The organism is Arthrobacter sp. JUb119 (assembly GCF_024807995.1).
Classification (GTDB): Bacteria; Actinomycetota; Actinomycetes; order Actinomycetales; family Micrococcaceae; genus Glutamicibacter.
In genome coordinates this window covers 122,964-139,811 of the sequence record NZ_JANUFE010000006.1, presented here as the reverse complement: position 1 = coordinate 139,811, position 16,848 = coordinate 122,964, and the positions used below count along the sequence as shown (strand labels likewise).

The 16,848-nt window shown below is 63.3% G+C and carries 17 protein-coding genes; 4 read left to right on the top strand and 13 right to left on the bottom strand.

Annotation, left to right across the window (positions count from 1 at the left end; all coding sequences use genetic code 11):
* Window positions 1–93 precede the first annotated feature (93 nt).
* A complete protein-coding gene (locus M2368_RS15660) occupies window positions 94–1,089 on the bottom strand; it encodes an ABC transporter substrate-binding protein (RefSeq protein WP_105658395.1) in 996 nt (331 codons plus the stop codon).
* Between the two features lie 398 nt (window positions 1,090–1,487).
* On the opposite strand from M2368_RS15660, the gene hrpA reads away from it, so the two are divergent.
* On the top strand, window positions 1,488–5,447 hold the full coding sequence (gene hrpA, locus M2368_RS15655; protein ID WP_498724693.1) for an ATP-dependent RNA helicase HrpA: 3,960 nt from the start codon (window positions 1,488–1,490) through the stop codon (window positions 5,445–5,447).
* On the opposite strand, the gene M2368_RS15650 is transcribed toward hrpA, so the two are convergent.
* Both M2368_RS15650 and M2368_RS15645 read right to left on the bottom strand, forming a co-directional pair.
* Window positions 5,442–5,765: a branched-chain amino acid transporter permease gene (locus M2368_RS15650; protein WP_332504321.1), complete on the bottom strand. Its 324-nt coding sequence runs from the start codon at window positions 5,763–5,765 to the stop codon at window positions 5,442–5,444. The genes hrpA and M2368_RS15650 overlap by 6 nt on opposite strands.
* Window positions 5,755–6,531, bottom strand: a complete 777-nt coding sequence (locus tag M2368_RS15645; RefSeq protein WP_105658392.1) for an AzlC family ABC transporter permease — start codon at window positions 6,529–6,531, stop codon at window positions 5,755–5,757. Before M2368_RS15645 ends, M2368_RS15650 begins: the two co-directional genes overlap by 11 nt.
* Window positions 6,532–6,612: 81 nt before the next feature.
* Between M2368_RS15645 and M2368_RS15640 the strand changes: the two genes are divergently transcribed.
* A complete protein-coding gene (locus M2368_RS15640) occupies window positions 6,613–7,047 on the top strand; it encodes an Lrp/AsnC family transcriptional regulator (protein ID WP_105658391.1) in 435 nt (144 codons plus the stop codon).
* Here the strand turns inward: M2368_RS15640 and M2368_RS15635 are convergent.
* From M2368_RS15635 to M2368_RS15615, 5 genes are read right to left on the bottom strand one after another with little or no spacing between them, the layout of a single operon-like run.
* Window positions 7,044–7,424, bottom strand: a complete 381-nt coding sequence (locus M2368_RS15635) for a hypothetical protein (RefSeq protein ID WP_498724692.1) — start codon at window positions 7,422–7,424, stop codon at window positions 7,044–7,046. The genes M2368_RS15640 and M2368_RS15635 overlap by 4 nt on opposite strands.
* A gap of 3 nt (window positions 7,425–7,427) precedes the next feature.
* Entirely contained in the window at window positions 7,428–7,856 is a 429-nt protein-coding gene (locus M2368_RS15630; protein WP_105662573.1) for an HIT family protein, read from the bottom strand.
* Between the two features lie 29 nt (window positions 7,857–7,885).
* Window positions 7,886–8,722: a sulfurtransferase gene (locus M2368_RS15625; RefSeq protein WP_105658388.1), complete on the bottom strand. Its 837-nt coding sequence runs from the start codon at window positions 8,720–8,722 to the stop codon at window positions 7,886–7,888.
* Window positions 8,719–8,976 carry a hypothetical protein gene (locus M2368_RS15620; protein ID WP_498724691.1) on the bottom strand — a complete coding sequence of 86 codons (258 nt, stop codon included), beginning with the start codon at window positions 8,974–8,976 and terminating at the stop codon, window positions 8,719–8,721. The genes M2368_RS15625 and M2368_RS15620 overlap by 4 nt, the downstream gene beginning before the upstream one ends.
* A gap of 9 nt (window positions 8,977–8,985) precedes the next feature.
* Entirely contained in the window at window positions 8,986–9,423 is a 438-nt protein-coding gene (locus tag M2368_RS15615; RefSeq protein WP_498724690.1) for an MBL fold metallo-hydrolase, read from the bottom strand.
* A 152-nt stretch (window positions 9,424–9,575) separates the two neighbouring features.
* On the opposite strand from M2368_RS15615, the gene M2368_RS15610 reads away from it, so the two are divergent.
* Both M2368_RS15610 and M2368_RS15605 read left to right on the top strand, forming a co-directional pair.
* On the top strand, window positions 9,576–10,001 hold the full coding sequence (locus tag M2368_RS15610) for a Fur family transcriptional regulator (protein ID WP_105658386.1): 426 nt from the start codon (window positions 9,576–9,578) through the stop codon (window positions 9,999–10,001).
* A gap of 114 nt (window positions 10,002–10,115) precedes the next feature.
* Window positions 10,116–11,576 (top strand): HNH endonuclease, encoded by a 1,461-nt coding sequence (locus M2368_RS15605; RefSeq protein WP_498724689.1) that lies wholly within the window; start codon window positions 10,116–10,118, stop codon window positions 11,574–11,576.
* A 45-nt stretch (window positions 11,577–11,621) separates the two neighbouring features.
* On the opposite strand, the gene M2368_RS15600 is transcribed toward M2368_RS15605, so the two are convergent.
* The 5 genes from M2368_RS15600 to M2368_RS15580 all read right to left on the bottom strand — a co-directional run bounded on the left by M2368_RS15600 (window position 11,622) and on the right by M2368_RS15580 (window position 16,543).
* Complete coding sequence (locus tag M2368_RS15600) at window positions 11,622–12,251, bottom strand: maleylpyruvate isomerase family mycothiol-dependent enzyme (protein WP_133834480.1); 630 nt, start codon at window positions 12,249–12,251, stop codon at window positions 11,622–11,624.
* A gap of 78 nt (window positions 12,252–12,329) precedes the next feature.
* Entirely contained in the window at window positions 12,330–13,187 is an 858-nt protein-coding gene (locus tag M2368_RS15595; RefSeq protein ID WP_105658383.1) for a metal ABC transporter permease, read from the bottom strand.
* Window positions 13,188–13,196: 9 nt separating this feature from the next.
* The gene (locus M2368_RS15590) at window positions 13,197–14,030 is read right to left on the bottom strand and encodes a metal ABC transporter ATP-binding protein (RefSeq protein ID WP_105662569.1); all 834 of its coding nucleotides are present in this window, start codon (window positions 14,028–14,030) and stop codon (window positions 13,197–13,199) included.
* A gap of 130 nt (window positions 14,031–14,160) precedes the next feature.
* Complete coding sequence (locus M2368_RS15585) at window positions 14,161–15,234, bottom strand: hemolysin family protein (protein WP_166650811.1); 1,074 nt, start codon at window positions 15,232–15,234, stop codon at window positions 14,161–14,163.
* Window positions 15,227–16,543, bottom strand: coding sequence for a hemolysin family protein (locus M2368_RS15580; protein ID WP_498724688.1), 1,317 nt, complete (start codon window positions 16,541–16,543; stop codon window positions 15,227–15,229). The genes M2368_RS15585 and M2368_RS15580 overlap by 8 nt, the downstream gene beginning before the upstream one ends.
* Window positions 16,544–16,848 lie beyond the last annotated feature (305 nt).

The window sequence follows — 16,848 nt, the reverse complement described above, 5'->3', positions numbered from 1 at the left end:
ATCCTTGAGTTGTAAGTTTTGCAGGTAATCACGACGAAAGGCGAGGCACCAGGTTATGCGCCTCGCCTTGCGTCGGTAAGTTGTTGCCGGGGCTTAGTAGACCTCTACGGCTTCGGACTTCATCTCGTCGGTGAATTCGATGCCTGCCTTCTTGGCGGCATCTTCATTCAGGTAGAGATCGACCTCGGAGATGGTCTCCACCGGCAGGGTTGCCGGCTCGGCCTCGCCCTTGAGCAGCTTCACGGCCATGGCAGCGGTCTGCGCGCCCAGCTTCTCGTAGTTGATGCCGTAGGTTGCGGTAGCGCCGCGCTTGACGGACTCGCCGTCAGCCGAAATGACCGGCACGCCGTTCTTCTCGGCAACCTGCAGCAGGCCTTCCAGGGCGGAAACGACAGCGTTGTCAGTCGGAACGTAGTACGCGTCGACATCCAGCGAGCTGGCGGCCTGCTGGACTTCGCTGGACGCCGAGACTGCGGCTTCTTCAATGGTCAGACCCAGGCCCTTGGCTGCTTCCTTGGCCATCTTCACCTGGACTGCGGAGTTGGCTTCACCCGAGGAGTAGACAATGCCGACCTTCTTGGCATCGGGCACCAGGTCCTTGAGCAACTGCAGCTGCTCGTCGACCGGGTTCATGTCCGACGTGCCGGTGACATTCGCGCCCGGAGCTTCATTGGAGGCGACCAGCTTGGCATCAACCGGGTCGGTCACAGCGGAGAAGAGCACCGGAACCTTGGTAATCGCCTGCGCCGCAGCCTGGGCCGATGGGGTAGCAATTGCCAGCACCAGGTCGATATCCGAATCAGCGGCGAGCTTGCCGGCAATCGAGGTGTTGGTAGCCTGATCGGTTTCGGCGTTGTTCTCGTCGTAGCTGATCTTCTCGCCGGTGTAGCCGGCTTCTTCCATGCCTGCCTTGAAGCCGGTGACCACTGCGTCCAGCGAAGGGTGCGAGACGAACTGGGAGATGCCGATCTTGACGGCCTCGTCACCGCCCTCCGCGGTGCCCTGCTCGCCACTGCCGCCGCAGGCGGTCAGGGCCAGTGCGCCAGCTGCTGCGATGGCAGCGAATTTCATGGCGGTGAAGCTCTTCATTGAAGTTCCTTTCAAAGTTCCCTTGCGAGTGATTCCCACCGATAGCGCGGAAGCCTGGTTATGAAGCGCAACTGGTGCGCAGCATGCGGGAACCGTCCAGGCATCACATCGATGATTACCCCCGATCTTACATGTGAACGACCTCACCTTGCCTACAATCAAGGTCGATTCCTAGACGTTTGCCTCTTGATACGGATTCTTGTGGACACAAATGCTCCGCCGGGAAGCAGAATCTGGAAGTTTTGTATTTACCGGCCCGAACTTGTCGACAATTGCTTGGACAATCTGAAAATTTGACTCATGGAGCAATGCGTCCGGGAGCACATTTCCTGCCCCGAATCGGGCTTCGGCCCGGCGGCCACCACGAAAATGCGTGGCGCGAATAGAATGGGAACATCATGGCGCTCAGCATTACGTATCCCGAAGCCCTTCCCGTTTCAGCCCGCCGCGAGGACATCCTCGCCGCGGTCCGCGAAAACCAGGTCGTGGTAATCGCCGGCGAAACCGGTTCGGGCAAGACCACCCAGCTTCCCAAGATGCTCATCGAGCTCGGCCTGGCCGAGAAGGGCATGATCGGGCACACCCAGCCGCGCCGCCTGGCCGCGCGCACCGTGGCCGAGCGCATCGCCGAGGAAATGGGCACCGAAATCGGCGAGGAAGTCGGCTTCCACGTGCGCTTCACCGGCGAGGTTTCGCGCAAGACCAAGCTGAAGGTGATGACCGACGGCATCCTGCTAGCCGAGATCAAGCGCGACAAGCTGCTCAAGAAATACTCGGCGATCATCATCGACGAGGCCCACGAGCGCAGCCTGAACATCGATTTCCTGCTGGGCTACCTCAAGCAGATCATGCCCAAGCGCCCCGAGCTGAAGATCATCATCACCTCCGCCACCATCGACCCGCAGCGCTTCGCCGAGCACTTCGGCAAGCCGCTGCCCGGCGGCGGCGTCGAGCCTGCCCCGATCCTGGAGGTTTCCGGGCGCACCTTCCCCGTCGAATTGCGCTACCGCCCGCTGCAGGCCGAGCTCGATGTCGACGCGGACGAGGCCGCGGAGAACACGCTGGAGGAAGAACGCGACCCACTGGATGCGGTCACCGACGCGGTCAAGGAACTGAGCGGCGAAGCGCCCGGGGACATCCTGATCTTCTTCTCCGGCGAGCGCGAAATCCGCGACGCGGCCGAAGCCTTGCGCGCCATGGTCACCGCCAATAAGCGCCTGCCGCGCTATGAGGTGCTCCCGCTGTTCGCCCGGCTGTCGCTGGCCGAGCAGCACCGGGTCTTCCACCCCGGTGGCGCCCCGCGCATCATCCTGGCCACCAACGTCGCCGAGACCTCGCTGACGGTGCCGGGCATCAAGTACGTGATCGATACCGGCACCGCCCGCATTTCGCGCTACTCGCACCGCACCAAGGTGCAGCGCCTGCCCATCGAGCGCGTCTCCCAGGCCAGCGCCAACCAGCGTTCGGGACGTTGCGGCCGCGTGTCGGAGGGCATCGCCATCCGCTTGTACTCGGAGCCCGACTACGAGGCGCGTCCCGAATTCACCGACCCGGAAATCCTGCGCACCAACCTGGCCAGCGTGATCCTGCAGATGATCTCCATGGGCGTGGTCGCTTCGGCCGCCGAGGTGGCCAGCTTCCCGTTCGTCCAGCCGCCCGAAGCCAAGGCCATCACCGATGGCGTGAACCTGCTGCGCGAGCTCGGTGCACTGGAGCAGGACAAGGCCGCGAAGCTGACCGAAACCGGCAGGGCGCTGGCGGTGCTGCCGCTGGATGTGCGCTTGGGCCGGATGATCGTCGAGTCCGCACAGCGCGGGGTCGCCAAGGAAGTGATGGTGCTGGCTGCCGGGCTGAGCATCCAGGATCCGCGCGAGCGTCCCAGCGAGGAAACCGGGCAGCGTGATCGTGCGGTGGAGCTGCATAAGCGCTTCGCCGATGACAAGTCCGACTTCATTGCATTGCTGAATTTGTGGGCCTACCTGCAGGAGCAGCAGAAGGACCTGTCCTCCTCCGCTTTCCGCCGGCTGTGCAAGAACGAGTTCATCAACTACCTGCGCGTGCGCGAGTGGCAGGACCTGTTCACCCAGCTGCGCCAGCTGGCCAAGCCGCTGGGCATCACCATGGCGGCCGCCCCGATCGACCCGGCGGCCAATGAGGACCAGGTGCACAAGTCGCTGCTGTCGGGCCTGCTGGGGCACATCGGGCTCTACGATGAGCGCAAGCGCGACTACCTGGGCGCGCGCGGCACCCGTTTTGCGATCTTCCCCGGCTCGGGCCTGTTCAAGAAGTCCCCGACCTGGGTGATGTCCGCCGAGCTGGTGGAAACCTCGCGGCTGTGGGCCCGCACCAACGCGGCCATCTCCCCCGAATGGGTGGAAGAGCTGGCTCCGCACCTGCTCAAGCGCACCCACTCCGAGCCGCACTGGTCCAAGCGCACCGGTTCGGTCATGGGCTACGAGAAGGTCACGCTTTTCGGCCTGCCGATCATCCCGCGCCGCCAGTTCCACTACTGGCGGGTGGATAAGGACCTGGCTCGCGAGCTGTTCATCCGCCACGCGCTGGTGGAGGGCGATTGGCGCACCCACCATAAGTTCTTCGCCAAGAACCGGGCGCTGCTCGAAGAAGTCGAAGAGCTCGAAACCCGCATGCGCCGCCATGACCTGCGCATTTCCGATGAGGACCTGTTCGCCTTCTACGATGCCCGGGTGGGCGCCGAGGTCTACTCGGAGCGCCACTTCGACCGCTGGTGGAAGAAGGCCCGCGCCACCGATCCCTCGCTGCTGGACTTCGACCCCGAGGCGCTGCTGGCCGAGTCCGATGCGGTTGACGAGGCCGCGTTCCCCACCACCTGGCAGCTGGGCAGCATCCACTTGCCGCTGTCCTACGAGTACAACCCGGCGGCCGCCCCGGGAGAAGGCGATGGCGTGTCGCTCACCGTCCCGGTGGTGTTCTTGAACCAGCTGGATCCCGCGCGCTTCGCCTGGCTGATTCCGGGGTTGCGCCACGAGCTGCTCACCGCGCTGATCCGTTCGATGCCCAAGGCCATCCGCAAGAACTTCGTGCCTGCCCCGGATGTGGCGGCCAAGGCGCTGGCCATGCTGGAGGCGGACTTCGATCCTGCCACCGATGACCTGGCCGAATCCCTGGCGCTGGTGCTGCGCCGGCTGCGCGGCATGGTCATCGAGCCTTCGGTATTCGATTTCTCCACGCTGCCCGCGCACCTGCGCTTCGGCTTCACCGTCACCGATGCTTCGGGGAAGGCGCTGGGCAGCGGCGATGACCTGGCCGCCTTGCAGTACAAGTTCGCCGCGGCCAACCGCGCCGCGCTGGCCAGCGGGGTCAACTCCCCCGGTGTCGCCACCGGCAAGCCGGGGGTGCCTGGCAGGCCTGCGGCCGCGTCGAAGGCGCAGTCCAAGAAGAAGGGCGCCGCGGCCACCGCAGCGGCGGCCACCGGCGCCTGGGACCAGAAGTCGCTGGATCATTGGCCGCAGCTGGAATCATCAGGCGAAACCCTGGGCGATACGCTGCCTGCCAAGGTCACCACCACGGTGATGGGCCAGCAGATCACCGCCTATCCGGGGCTGATGGACACCGGCGAAAAGGTCGACCTGAGTGTTTTCCGCACCCAGGCCGAGCGCGATGCGGCGCACCGCACCGGTGTCATCCGGTTGCTGATGCTGCGCTTGCCGCCTGCCGGGAAGTTCGTGATTTCGCACCTGAAGAACGCTGAGAAGCTGGTGTTCACGCAGAACCCGCACGGGTCCATCGAGAAGCTGATTGCCGATTGCACCATGGCCGCGGTAGACCAGCTGGTGCCCGAGAAGCTGCCGATGAACCGCGCCGAATTCGAGGCGCTGTTCGAGACGGTGCGCGCCGAGCAGATCGACACGGTCTTCACGATTACCGCGATCGTGGCGAAGGTCTTCGGCTCCTCGACCCGGATCAACAAGGATCTGAAGAGCACCAACTCCCTGGCGATGTTCGCGGCAGTCACCGATATCCGCTCCCAGCTCGAGCAGCTGATCTATCCGGGCTTCATCGCGGCCACCGGGGCAGCGAACCTGATGCGCCTGCCGCGCTATGTGCAGGGCATCGAGAAGCGCTTGGAGAAGCTGCGCGCAGGTGCGGTCACCCGTGATTCCCCGGCCCTGGTCGTGATCCAGAAGCTGGAAGACGAATACGATACCGCCCTGGATCGGGTTCCGCCCGGAGCCCGGGTGCCGGCGGACTTGGCCCAGGTGAAGTGGATGCTGGAGGAAATGCGCATTTCGCTGTTCGCCCAAGAGCTGGGCACCGCCTATTCGGTCAGCGAAAAGCGCATCCGCAAGGCGATCAAGGATTCGCTGGCGCAGCTATAGCGGCCAGCTGAGGATCCCAACGTAGACGGCGGTGCCGCCCAGCACGCTGAGCACCGCATTGGACTTGAGCAGGTGCAGCACCACGGTGGAAGCCAGGGCGGTGGCCACCGGCCACGCCACGGCCGGATCCGCAATGCCGGCAGGCACCGTGGAAGCAACCAGCACCACCATGATTCCCAAGGGCATGCGCAGCGCCAGGTAGTTGATGAACGCGTTGCTGCGCAACTTGGCGATGAAGGCGAAGGGCAAGGCGCGCAGCCCGAAGGTCACTGCGGTGCTCAACGCGATGGCCGAGAAGAGGTAGAGGCTATCGGGCATCGGCTGCTTCTCCCGCCTGCTGCCCGCCGGCCTGCTGAGCGGTGCCGGTGCGCCGTCGCAGCAGGTAGGCCGCCGCAAGTCCGGCCAGGAAAATCGCCATGGCTACCACCATCATGCTCTGCGGTGCGATCCAGCTGGCCGCCACGGCGCTGATCAGCGCCAGCATGGACAGCGGCACACTGCGGTAGGCCTTGAACGCTTCGATCGCCAGCACGGCAAACAATGCGGTCACCGCGAATTCCAGGCCCCTGATGGATTCGGGGATCATTGCGCCCAGCAGCGATCCGCCCAGCACGCTGGTGGTCCAGCTTGCATGGAACAGGCTCTGGATGGCCAGGATCCGCGTCGAGGAATAGTCCTTCCGCTCGGCCTGCAGGGTCAGCGCATAGGCCTCATCGGTCAGCGCAAACATGCTGTAGAACTTCGCCCCCTGGCCCTTGACCCGGTGCAGCGGGAAAGAGATCGCATAGAATACGTGGCGGAAATTGACTACCAGCGTGGTCAGGGCGATATGGGACAGCGGCGCCACGGCGGCAAGCAGCCCGATCAAGAGGAATTCCAGGGAACCGGCGAACACCAGCCCGGCAAGCAAGGGAGCTGACCACCAGGGCAATCCCGAGCGCACCAGCAGCACGCCCAGGGCCAGGCCCAATGGCATGACCGCCAGACTGGCGGGAAGCACATTTTTCGCGCCCAGCCTGATCTGCTGCCATCGTCCCTCGTCGGACAAAGGCCGGGAACCTTTAATTGCCAGTTTTTCGCTCATGAAGCAATATTAGGAAATTCCAAGCCAAATATGGTTGCCAATTCTAGCCAACGGACGGGTTGGATCGGCAATAATAGATGCATGGATGATCTTGACCGCGCAATTATTGCCGAACTGGAAAATGACGGCCGCATCAGCAACCTCGAGCTCTCGCGCAGGGTGGGCCTGACCCCCGCTCCCTGCCTGCGCCGCGTCCAGCGCCTGGAGGCCGAGGGAATCATCCATGGCTACAAGGCGATCGTCAATCCCAAGGCCTATGGCAGGGGCTTCGAGGTTACCGTGGCCATTGACGTCGAAATGAACAACGAGCACAGCCTCGACGAATTCGAGAAGGCGGTGGACACCGTTGCCGGCGTCACCGAAATACGCCGCCTCTACGGCCAGCCCGACTACTTCCTGCGCATCCAGGTGGCCGATGCCGAGGCCTACGACCGGGACCTGATTCCCAAGCTGACCGCGCTGCCGGCGGTCCGCCGCGTCACCTCCCACATGACCATGCGCCGGGTGAAGGGCTAGGGCACTGCGGGCGTGGCGATCACCTGCACGTCATCTTCGTAGATGATGGTGCCCGGAGCACTGCTTTCCAGCTTCTCCCAGCCGATCCGGTGCGCGTCGAGCAACCGCAAATACGGCTCGACGCGCTCCAGCAGGTGCTGCGCGCTGCCCTTGAACCACGCCACGGCCCCGGGGTTGATCGCATGATCGTAGATTGCCCGATGGGTGCGGCTCGGGTTCGGATAGGCAGCGTCGTACCAGTCGTTGCCCGCACGCCAGATGGCGTGTTCGGCGGCGCTCAGCTTCCCGCCGTGGCCCAGGGAATTGACCAGCGCGAAAATCCCCAGGTGCACGCCGCGGTGATTGGGCTCGGTGCCCTGGTAGCGGATGAATTGCACCGGCTAGGCCTCGGGCACGAATTCCCCGTGGCCATCTTCGCGCAGGCCCGCGCGAAGCGCTTGCGCGTTCTTGTCCATGGCCACCGGATCCGGGTTATCGGCCGCATTGGACAGGTCGAAGTCCGCCAGCGAGTTGGTCGGCCAGACATGCACATGCAGGTGCGGCACCTCGAATCCGGCGATCATCAGGCCCGCGCGCTGCGCGGAGAACACGCGCTTCTGGGTGCGCCCGATCTTGGCCGCGACCAGGGTCAGGTGCGCAACCAGCTCGTCGGAGGCATCGGTGAACTCGTCGATTTCCTCGCGCGGAACCACCAGTGCGTGCCCGTCGGAGAGCGGCCCGATGGACAAGAACGCCACGCAGGTTTCGTCCTCCCACACGAAGCGGCCCGGGATCTGCCCGTTGATGATCTTGGTGAACAGCGTACTCATTGCTGCCTTTCTTGCTCGATGGCTGAATTCTAGTGGCGGTGCTTCTCGTCGCTCGTAGCGACCGGCGCATCCGGGTAGGAGCAGTATTCGGACCAGCTGCCGGGGAAGAGCCCCAGCGGGATCCCGGCACTTGCCGCGGCCAATACCTGGTGCGCCGCGGTGATCCCCGAACCGCAGTAGGCGGCCGATCCCGGCCTGTGGGCACCCAGCGTCACGAAGCTGGAATGCAGCACCTCCGGCGCCCGGAAACGCATCTGCGCGTCGAGGTTGTCGGTGGTGGGACGGTTCAGCGCACCGGGAATATGCCCGGCCACCGGGTCGATGGGCTCCTCGATGCCCAGGTAGCGCGCGGTGGCCCGCGAGTCGATCAGGGTGCCGGGCAAGGTGTCCAGCTCCTCGTACTCCACCACCGGCATCCGGCCCCACGACAGCGAAACGCTGCCCTTGGCGGCCTGCTCGTAGCCCAGCGCCAGCTCTCCGCCGGCGTCCGTCCAGGCCCCGAGCCCGCCGTCGAGCACCTGCACGCGGTCGAATCCGGCATGGCGCAGCAGCCACCAGGCCCGGGCCGCGGCGAGGGCTCCGGAGTTGTCGTACGCCACCACGTGGCTCTGGGCGTTGATGCCCCAGCCGCGCGCGGCCTGCTCGAAGTCCGCCGGCAAAGGCAGCGGGTGGCGGCCGGTATGCTCGCCCGGCGCACCGGAAAGCTCTTTTTCCAGGTCAGCGAACACCGCGCCGGGGATATGCCCGGCAGCGTAGCTCTGCGCCCCGTCGTCGCGGCCCAGGACCCACCGCACATCGAGCAGCACCGGCTGGCCCCCGGCGTCCAGGATTTCGCGAAGCTGCGCGGCGCTTATCAAGGGGTTCATTCGTTGGTGCCTCCCAGCAACTCGTCGAGATGATGTTCGATTCCAGGTTCCAAGCGCACATAGCTGCATCCTGCCCGCTGGGCGATCGCGCCGAGCTGGCGATCGAAAAGCCCCAGTCCGTCGGCGTTGAGCAGCCCGTCGTGGATCGGCATCCAGCACTTCGCATCCACGGCCACCGCGAAGTCGGCAGCCTCGGCCATCTTGCCCCACGGGGCCATCACCGGCAGCAGCAGCACATCCGGCTGCGCCCCCACCGGCACCTGTTAGCTGTCGCCCGGGTGGAAGACCTCCAGCTGGCCTACCGCGCGGTCCCCCAGGAGGTAGCCCACGTTGGCAACCACTGCAATGGAATGGTGGATGGTGGCGTGGGTGCCTCCGAAAGTCCGTACGCGAATGCCGCCGACAATGAAGTCGGCCCCGGCTCGCACCGTCACCACCTGGGATTGGGCCGCTGGCGGCAGCTGGTCGCGCATCGCCTGCGCCAGCGCGGCCGGCGCGTAGAGCTCCAGGATGGAATTCGCCTCCAGCGCGGCGGCAATGGCCGGCTGGTCGGCATGGTCAGCATGCTCATGGGTGACCAGCACGGCATTGATGCCGTCGAACGCGTCGTCAAGCTGCGAAAATCCGCCCGGATCCAGCAAGACCTTGCCGTCGATCGTGCTCGCTTCCAAGCAGGAATGGCCCCTAAGTTTGATGCGCATATCCTTAGCGTAGGCTCAGCGCCCCGCCCATGCCAGAGCCAGACACGCATTGCAACGCAAAGTTGGCTAAAATTGAGGGAAACCGCAGGTGATTGGCCCAGTTCGCTGGCTCATCGCCGGTCCGCAACAAACTCAAGGAATGGTGCACGTCGATGTCCCAGCCAGAAACCCGGGTCACCAAGCAGCGCCTGGCCGTCACCGAGGCACTGGGCGAGGTCGATGATTTCGCCACCGCCCAGCAGCTGCATCGTTGGCTGCAGGATTCGGAGAAAAAGGTTTCGCTGGCCACCGTGTACCGCCTGCTGCAGTCCATGGCCGACGATGGCCTGGTCGATGTGCTGCGCAGCGGAGATGGCGAAGCCCGCTTCCGCCAGTGCGTCACCGAGGTCCACCACCATCATCTGGTCTGCCGCGTTTGCTCCAAAACCGTCGAGGTACTTGCCCCTTCCGTCGAGCGCTGGGCCGCTCGGGTTGCCGCGGAGCACGACTTCTCCGATCCCGAGCACACCGTGGAAATCTACGGCCTCTGCGCCGACTGCCGTGCCAAAGCCAAGGCTGGCGCCCCCGCTGCCTCGTAGCCCTTTCCGCTGCCTGGACCTGGGTCCAGCGGACTGTTCGGCGCCCCAAGAATTCGGTAATCCACAGCTGAATCATTCGAAGACATATTCGAGCAATGGGCGTATACTAGTACTATGTTCGAAGCAAAGGCGCAAGGAAACAGCCTAGCCCGCCCAGCAGATCAGCCGGATTTCGAATCCCACCTGATCCAGCTGCAGAACGACCTGTCATGGTTCCATGACCACGGCGGCAAGGCCGCGTGCGCCCGGGTTATCGAGTCCGTCGAAGGACTGGTCTCATCCTTGCGCTATCAGCAAGCCGGCCTGGCTCACCAGTTGGAGAAGGAAGTCCTGCGCGAGAATGAAGAGCGCGGCACCAACATCGATGACCAGGTCCGCGGAGCGGCCAGCCGCGTTGCCATCGCCCGCAAGCAGACTCAACGCGGTTCCAGGAACTACCTGGCCAATTGCCGCATCCTCTTCGAGGACACCCCGAATATCGCTGCCGCATTCTCCCGTGGTGAATTCACCGAAGCGCAGATCAACGCAATGCTCACCCCGCTGCAGGAAGTCCGGCCATTGCGCCGCACCGAGTTCGATGCGATCTACGGGCAGAATCCAGACATGTTCGAATCCATGGGCCCCAAGCGCATCAAGGAAACGGTCACCAGCTTCACGATCAAGTACGCATCGGACCGGGAAGACAAGAAGCTGAAGGAAGCCAACCAGCAACGCTACGTTCGCTTCCGCACCGATCGGGAAGCAGGGTGCGTCTTCCTCCAGGCCCGTCTGCCTATCGTTGGCGGAACCGGATTGCAGATGACGCTGCGAAACCAGTCATGCAGGATCAAGCGCAAGGGCGATGCCCGCACCCGCACCCAGATCCAGGCCGATCTGCTGGCCCGCTACATGTTCTTCGATGAAAACAATGAGCAGAAGATCAACGTCCAGCTCGGACTGGTCATGACCGATAGAGCGCTGTTCATGGGTGATCGCGAACCGGCCTACTTGGAAGGCTACGGCTTCATCCCCGCGCAGACTGCGCGGGAACTCATTGGCGGCCACCAGATTCCCAACGAGCTGACCTTCGCGGAAATGGAAGCCGAACTCGCCCCCGAGAATATTGAGCGGATCGAAGTGATGACGGAGATAACTCGTCTCTACACCGCTCCCGGGGACCAGGAACTAATCGCGATGGATTCCAAAGCCCGGATCTTCCCGGATAAGCTCAAGAGGTTCATCGGGATTCGCGATCGGCATTGCCGAACGCCCTTCTGCGACGGGCTGGTCGAAGAAACAGACCACGTGCTCCAGTATGCACGTGGCGGCAAGACGACCGTGGCCAATGCCTCGGGCCGTTGCGCGACCTGCAACAAGGCAAAGCAGGCCGACGGCTGGTACGAGTACACCGCTTTCCGCGATCGGCACTCGATGATGATCTGTCCGGGCTCGGCGATGTCCTATCGATCCACTGCGCCACCGGCAACTGGATTCATGCACAAGCCATTCCCGCAACTAATGCGCGACTCGAAATGGTTCGCTGATTTCAAGGAACGGCTCACCGGGCCCGACGGACCAGGAACTACTGAAACCTAGGCAGCGGCGCGCGTTCTGCCGCGCGGCCCCTCCCTATTCTGCAATTTACCGCACGAGGGCCAGCCCCGGACCCGTCAGGCCCACAGCGTGCTTGCCTCGGCCTGAAACCAGCATCAGCAGTTCAAGGCGCGGTCCTGCGATCTGCGGGCCGATGCCCAGCCGGAAGTCTTCGTCTTCGCTGCACAGCTGGACCCTGCTCGCTAATTCCTTGGCACCCCCGACACCCTGCGGGGTCGCTGCCTGGTATTTGATTGCTGGCTCCAGGGATTCTGCAGGATAGGCCCGTTTCAGGCCCACGGCACGACGGATGTCTTCCCCATGGGCGATTTCCTCCACCAACCTGCTGGCAAGCGGAACCGGTGGAGTGGCCCGCAAAGCCGCGACCTCGACGAGCCTGCGCAATGTCCCATCGGGAGTCGCGGCCTTCTCGGCGGCCACGCCATTGTCGTTCTGGCGGTCCAAGCTGAATCCGGCCTTGGCCATCCCGGCAAGCAGGCGGAAGAAAGTCGCACGCGCGTTATCTGCCAAATGAGCAGCCACGTCATGGACGCTCCACCCATCGCACAGGGAGGGAACTTCCCACTGATCCGGATCCAAAGTTCCCAGATCGTCGATCAGGGCCAGGCGTTCGGCATGCACCAATGGCCAGATCTCACTGGCTGGAATTTTGCTCATGCTCCAGCTTGGAGGTTCGGCTGCTTGCTAGTCAACCGGGCCCGGAACCAGCGGGGGCGCGCTGGCCGAATGCAGCTCCTAGACTTGGTGGCGGCGAGGGGAACGCACCGCTTCGATTCCGCGGCAGACCACATAGATCACGAACGAAATCGTGGTCACATATGGACTGATCGGCAAGGAACCAGCCAGGGCAAGAAGGATGCCGCCCACGACAGCCAGTTCCGCGAACACGATGGAGAGCACGACGGTGATGACCGGATTGGAGCTCACGCGCATGGCGGCTGCGGCGGGCGTGATCAGCAGCGCCAGCACCAGCAAGGCACCGACCACTTGAATCGTCACCGCTACAGCCAGCGCCAGGATCATCATGAAGACGATGGACAGGCCAGCAGTGCGCACGCCCCGGGCATTGGCAACCACCGGGTCCACCGAAGCGAAGGTCAGCGGACGCCAAATAACCAGCAGCGCGATCACTACCACCGCCGAAAGGACCAGCATTCCTGTCAATTGCACGTCATCCACGGCCACGATCTGGCCGGTCAGCAGGCCAAACTTATTGGCGCTTCGCCCTTCATACAGCGACAGGAACAAGATGCCCAGGCCAAGGCCGAAAGGCATCAGCACGCCGGTGATGGAATTTCGATCCCGCGCCCGGGTTCCGAGAATGCCAAGGATCAGCGCCGCGATCATGGACCCGAACACCGAGCCAGTCACCACGTCGGCGCCGATGAGCAAGGCGAAGGCCGCCCCCGCAAAGGACAGCTCAGCGATGCCGTGCACGGCGAAAGCCATGTCCCGCATCATGATGAAGATGCCGATCAGACCGCCAACCACGCCCAGGACTGCACCGGCAATCAGGGAATTGGTCACCAGCGGAAGCAGCAGTCCGTAATCCTGGAAGTTGAACGCCTTCTCGATGAGATCCGAAAAGTCCATGTCCTGCTCCTACTTTCCGGTCTCTAGATCGATTTCTTCAACGTGGTCGTGCCCATCGGCCGGCAATGCCCGGTTGCCATCGCCCGAGACCACCACGATGCGGCCATTGACCCGCAGCACCTCGACCGGAGCACCGTAAAGTTCGGTGAGCACCGCAGACTGCATGACTTCATCCACGCTGCCCAGATGGAAGCGACCTTCGGCCAGGTACAAGACGCGGTCGACATAGGGCAGGATCGGGTTTATCTCGTGCGTCACGAAGACTACCGCGCTGCCGCGCTCTGCGGCCTGGCGGTGAATCACTTCGCTGATCGCCTGCTGGTGATTGAGGTCCAGGGAGAGCAGCGGCTCGTCGCATAGCAGGACCCGGGGATCGCTGGCCAAAGCCTGCGCTGCGCGCAGGCGCTGCTGCTCGCCTCCGGAAAGGTCGGACACCGCACGGTTGGCGTAGGCGGTAGCGCCGACCAGTTCCAGCAGTTCGTCGACCTTGTTGCGCACGGCCCTGCGGGCCACGCGAATCCCGGGCCGGGTTCCATCCAGTCCCAGTGCGACCAGGTCGCGAGCGCGCAGGGGAACGTTGTCCCCGAAGGGGCGCTGCTGCGGGATCAACCCCACGGCAGCCGACCCCCGGCGCACGGCCTCCCCGGCGATCGAGACCCTGCCTCGATTGAGCGCGGTGGTGCCGAGCATCGTGTTGATGAAGCTGGTCTTGCCCGAGCCGTTGGGCCCTAGAACTGCAAGGAACTCCCCCGCCGCTATGGATAGGTTGAGTTCATCCCAGAGCACGCGGGAGCCATAGGCAAGGCGCGCGTCTTCAAACCTGACGATGGGGGTCTCTGTCATTGACTGCTTTCTGGATTGCGCTGGCTGAGGATGGGCCGGCAACGAAAAACTGCGGCACCCGCAATGGGTGCCGCAGTCAATCGTATCAGTTGCGAGTCATTCGCAATATGCACTCAGGGGTGAGCTTGAGCTAATTTGCCCGTTTTTCGCTGCGAGGCGGGTTGACGCGTTTTCGCGTGGTATCGGTGATTTCACCGACCAGCACCTCGATCACGTCCTCCAGGAAGAGCACGCCGAGCGTTGCCCCCGACTCGTCGACAACCGCCGAAAGGTGGTTGCCTTCCTGCCGCATCGCTTCCAGGGCGGCCTCGATTTCGGTGTCCTGCTCCAACCGGCCCAGCGGGTGCAATGGCAAATCAAGCAGTGGCTGCGTGGAGTGGGCATCATCGATGAGCATCACGTCCTTCACATGCCAGTAGCCCACCGGAACCTCGTTCTTGGTGATCACCATGCGCGAGAATCCGGTCTTGCCGACCTTCTTCTCGAAAGCGCGCGCGGTCGTCTGCCCGTATTCCAAGGTGAACAGGTCATCCAGCGGAACCATGCAGCTGCGCGCGGTAACCGAGGAGAATTCCAGCGCTTTGGTCAAGCGTGCGGCATCGTCCTCATCCAGCGCGCCTTCCTCGGATGAAGCATCGATGATCGATCGGACTTCAGCGGCGGTATACGAGCTGGCCACCTCATCCTTCGGTTCGATACCGAAGGCGTGCAGCACCAGGTTCGCGACGCCATTGAGCGACGCCGTAATCGGCTTGAGCACCTTGGACAGGCCGACCAGTGGCATGGCCAGCAGCAGCACGGCCTTGTCCGCAACGGAAACCGAAATGTTCTTCGGCACCATTTCGCCGAAGGTCACGTGCAGGAAGGTCACCAGGATCAAGGCAATCAGGAACGCTACGGTGTCCGCAGCTGATTCGGCCATGCCGATCATGGTCAGCGGTTCGGCCAGCAGGTGGTGGATCGCCGGCTCCGAAATATTCAGGATCAGCAGCGAGCAAACGGTAATGCCCAACTGGCACACCGCGAGCATGATCGAAACATGCTCCATGGCGTACAGCGCGATCTTTGCCCGCTTATTGCCCTCGTCGGCCAAGGGTTCAATCTGCGAACGACGCGCACTCATCACCGCGAATTCGCCGGCAACGAAGAAGGCATTGCCAGCCAGCAAGACAATCAGCCAGACCAGGCCCATGAAGTCATTCATTGCCATCCTCCTGCACTGCTGGTTCGAAACGAACCTGCGAGATGCGGCGGCCATCGAGCTCGGTCACCGTGAAGGTGCCGTGATCGGTGGCGACGCGGTCATTGAGTTCAGCCAAGCGGCCCAGTTCGGCGAGCATGAAGCCGCCGATGGTTTCGTAGGTCGACTCTTCCGGGATGACGTCCGTATCGAAGTTCTCGTTGATCTGGTCCGGGCGGTACATGCCCGGGAACAGCCAGTTGCCGTCGGGCTGGGTGACTGCTTCCTCCTCGTCCTCGTCGTGCTCATCGGAAACTTCGCCGACGATTTCTTCGACCAGGTCTTCAAGGGTCACCAGTCCAGCGGTTCCACCGTATTCGTCCATCACGATCGCGACCTGGAACTCGGCGGCGCGCAACTGCTCAAGCAGCACATCCAGGTGAATGGTTTCCGGAACGTACAGCGCGTCGCGGGCGAACTCGCCGACCTGCAGCGCTGCGCGGCGTTCGCGGGGCACCGAGACAATTGCCTTGACGTGGCAGATGCCTTGGATTTCATCGGTGGAGCCGGTGGTGACCGGGAAACGCGAGAATCCGGTGTCCGCGCTGACCTCGATCAGCTCGGAAAGTGCCGCCTCGGAATCAATGGTGGACATCGAGGTTCGCGGGGTCATCACGTCGGCGGCGGTGCGCTCGGAGAATTCAATGGTGGATTCCACGAAGCGAGCGGTCTGCACATCCAAGGTGCCCAGCTGAGCCGAACGGCGGACCAGCGATGCCAGTTCCTGCGAGGAGCGGGCCGCGGAGATTTCTTCCTTGGCTTCGAGTCCGAAGAACTTGCGCAGTACCGCATTCGAGAAGCCGTTGAGCACGATGATGGCCGGCTTGAAGATGGCGGTGAAAACCAGCTGCGGGCGGGCCAGCAGCTTGCCAACCTTCATCGCCTGGGCAATTGCCATGTTCTTCGGGACCAGTTCGCCGATCAGCATCGAAAGCAAGGTGGCAACGACCATCGAGATCACCACGGCAATGGCCAGCGAGCTTGCGGCCGGAATGCCGAATTGTTCCATCAACGGCTCGAGCAGCGCGCTCATTGCGGGTTCAAGCACGTAGCCGGTCAGCAGCGTGGTCAGCGTAATGCCCAGCTGGCAGCTGGACAGCTGGGTAGAGAGGGAGGTGAGGCACTGCAGCAGCGGCTTAGCGCCACGCTCGCCGTCATTTACGGCACGCTGCACGGTGCTTTTATCCAGGGCGACCAGGGAGAATTCCACGGCCACGAAGAAGCCGGTGCCGAGAATCAGCAGCAGGCCGAAAAGTATTGAGAGCCATTCCATAGGCGTTTACCGCCGCCTATTCACTGGCGTGCGAAGTTCAGTTCCAGTGCCGACAGGGCGGCAACTAGAAGGCTCCAAAAGGGAGGCGGAACTTCCTGAACATGGACTGTTGTGGCCGGCACTGCGCCCTTGGGCGGCACACCGGCTTGGAGAGTGGGATTCCATAGTGCGAATTAGTCTATCGAACGAAGGGCCATTGCGCACCACTTCGACACATGCTCGCCCAGCGGTGCTTTGGATACGCTGAACGGCATGTTAGGCGCAACACTTTCGTGACATTACATACGTGCCGTGGCCAAGTGGGC

Coding starts and splice junctions, on each gene's coding strand:
- M2368_RS15660 (WP_105658395.1), bottom strand. CDS start 1,089: ATGAAGAGCTTCACCGCCATGAAATTCGCTGCCATCGCAGCAGCTGGC.
- hrpA (WP_498724693.1), top strand. CDS start 1,488: ATGGCGCTCAGCATTACGTATCCCGAAGCCCTTCCCGTTTCAGCCCGC.
- M2368_RS15650 (WP_332504321.1), bottom strand. CDS start 5,765: ATGCCCGATAGCCTCTACCTCTTCTCGGCCATCGCGTTGAGCACCGCA.
- M2368_RS15645 (WP_105658392.1), bottom strand. CDS start 6,531: ATGAGCGAAAAACTGGCAATTAAAGGTTCCCGGCCTTTGTCCGACGAG.
- M2368_RS15640 (WP_105658391.1), top strand. CDS start 6,613: ATGGATGATCTTGACCGCGCAATTATTGCCGAACTGGAAAATGACGGC.
- M2368_RS15630 (WP_105662573.1), bottom strand. CDS start 7,856: ATGAGTACGCTGTTCACCAAGATCATCAACGGGCAGATCCCGGGCCGC.
- M2368_RS15625 (WP_105658388.1), bottom strand. CDS start 8,722: ATGAACCCCTTGATAAGCGCCGCGCAGCTTCGCGAAATCCTGGACGCC.
- M2368_RS15615 (WP_498724690.1), bottom strand. CDS start 9,423: ATGCGCATCAAACTTAGGGGCCATTCCTGCTTGGAAGCGAGCACGATC.
- M2368_RS15610 (WP_105658386.1), top strand. CDS start 9,576: ATGTCCCAGCCAGAAACCCGGGTCACCAAGCAGCGCCTGGCCGTCACC.
- M2368_RS15605 (WP_498724689.1), top strand. CDS start 10,116: ATGTTCGAAGCAAAGGCGCAAGGAAACAGCCTAGCCCGCCCAGCAGAT.
- M2368_RS15600 (WP_133834480.1), bottom strand. CDS start 12,251: ATGAGCAAAATTCCAGCCAGTGAGATCTGGCCATTGGTGCATGCCGAA.
- M2368_RS15595 (WP_105658383.1), bottom strand. CDS start 13,187: ATGGACTTTTCGGATCTCATCGAGAAGGCGTTCAACTTCCAGGATTAC.
- M2368_RS15590 (WP_105662569.1), bottom strand. CDS start 14,030: ATGACAGAGACCCCCATCGTCAGGTTTGAAGACGCGCGCCTTGCCTAT.
- M2368_RS15585 (WP_166650811.1), bottom strand. CDS start 15,234: ATGAATGACTTCATGGGCCTGGTCTGGCTGATTGTCTTGCTGGCTGGC.
- M2368_RS15580 (WP_498724688.1), bottom strand. CDS start 16,543: ATGGAATGGCTCTCAATACTTTTCGGCCTGCTGCTGATTCTCGGCACC.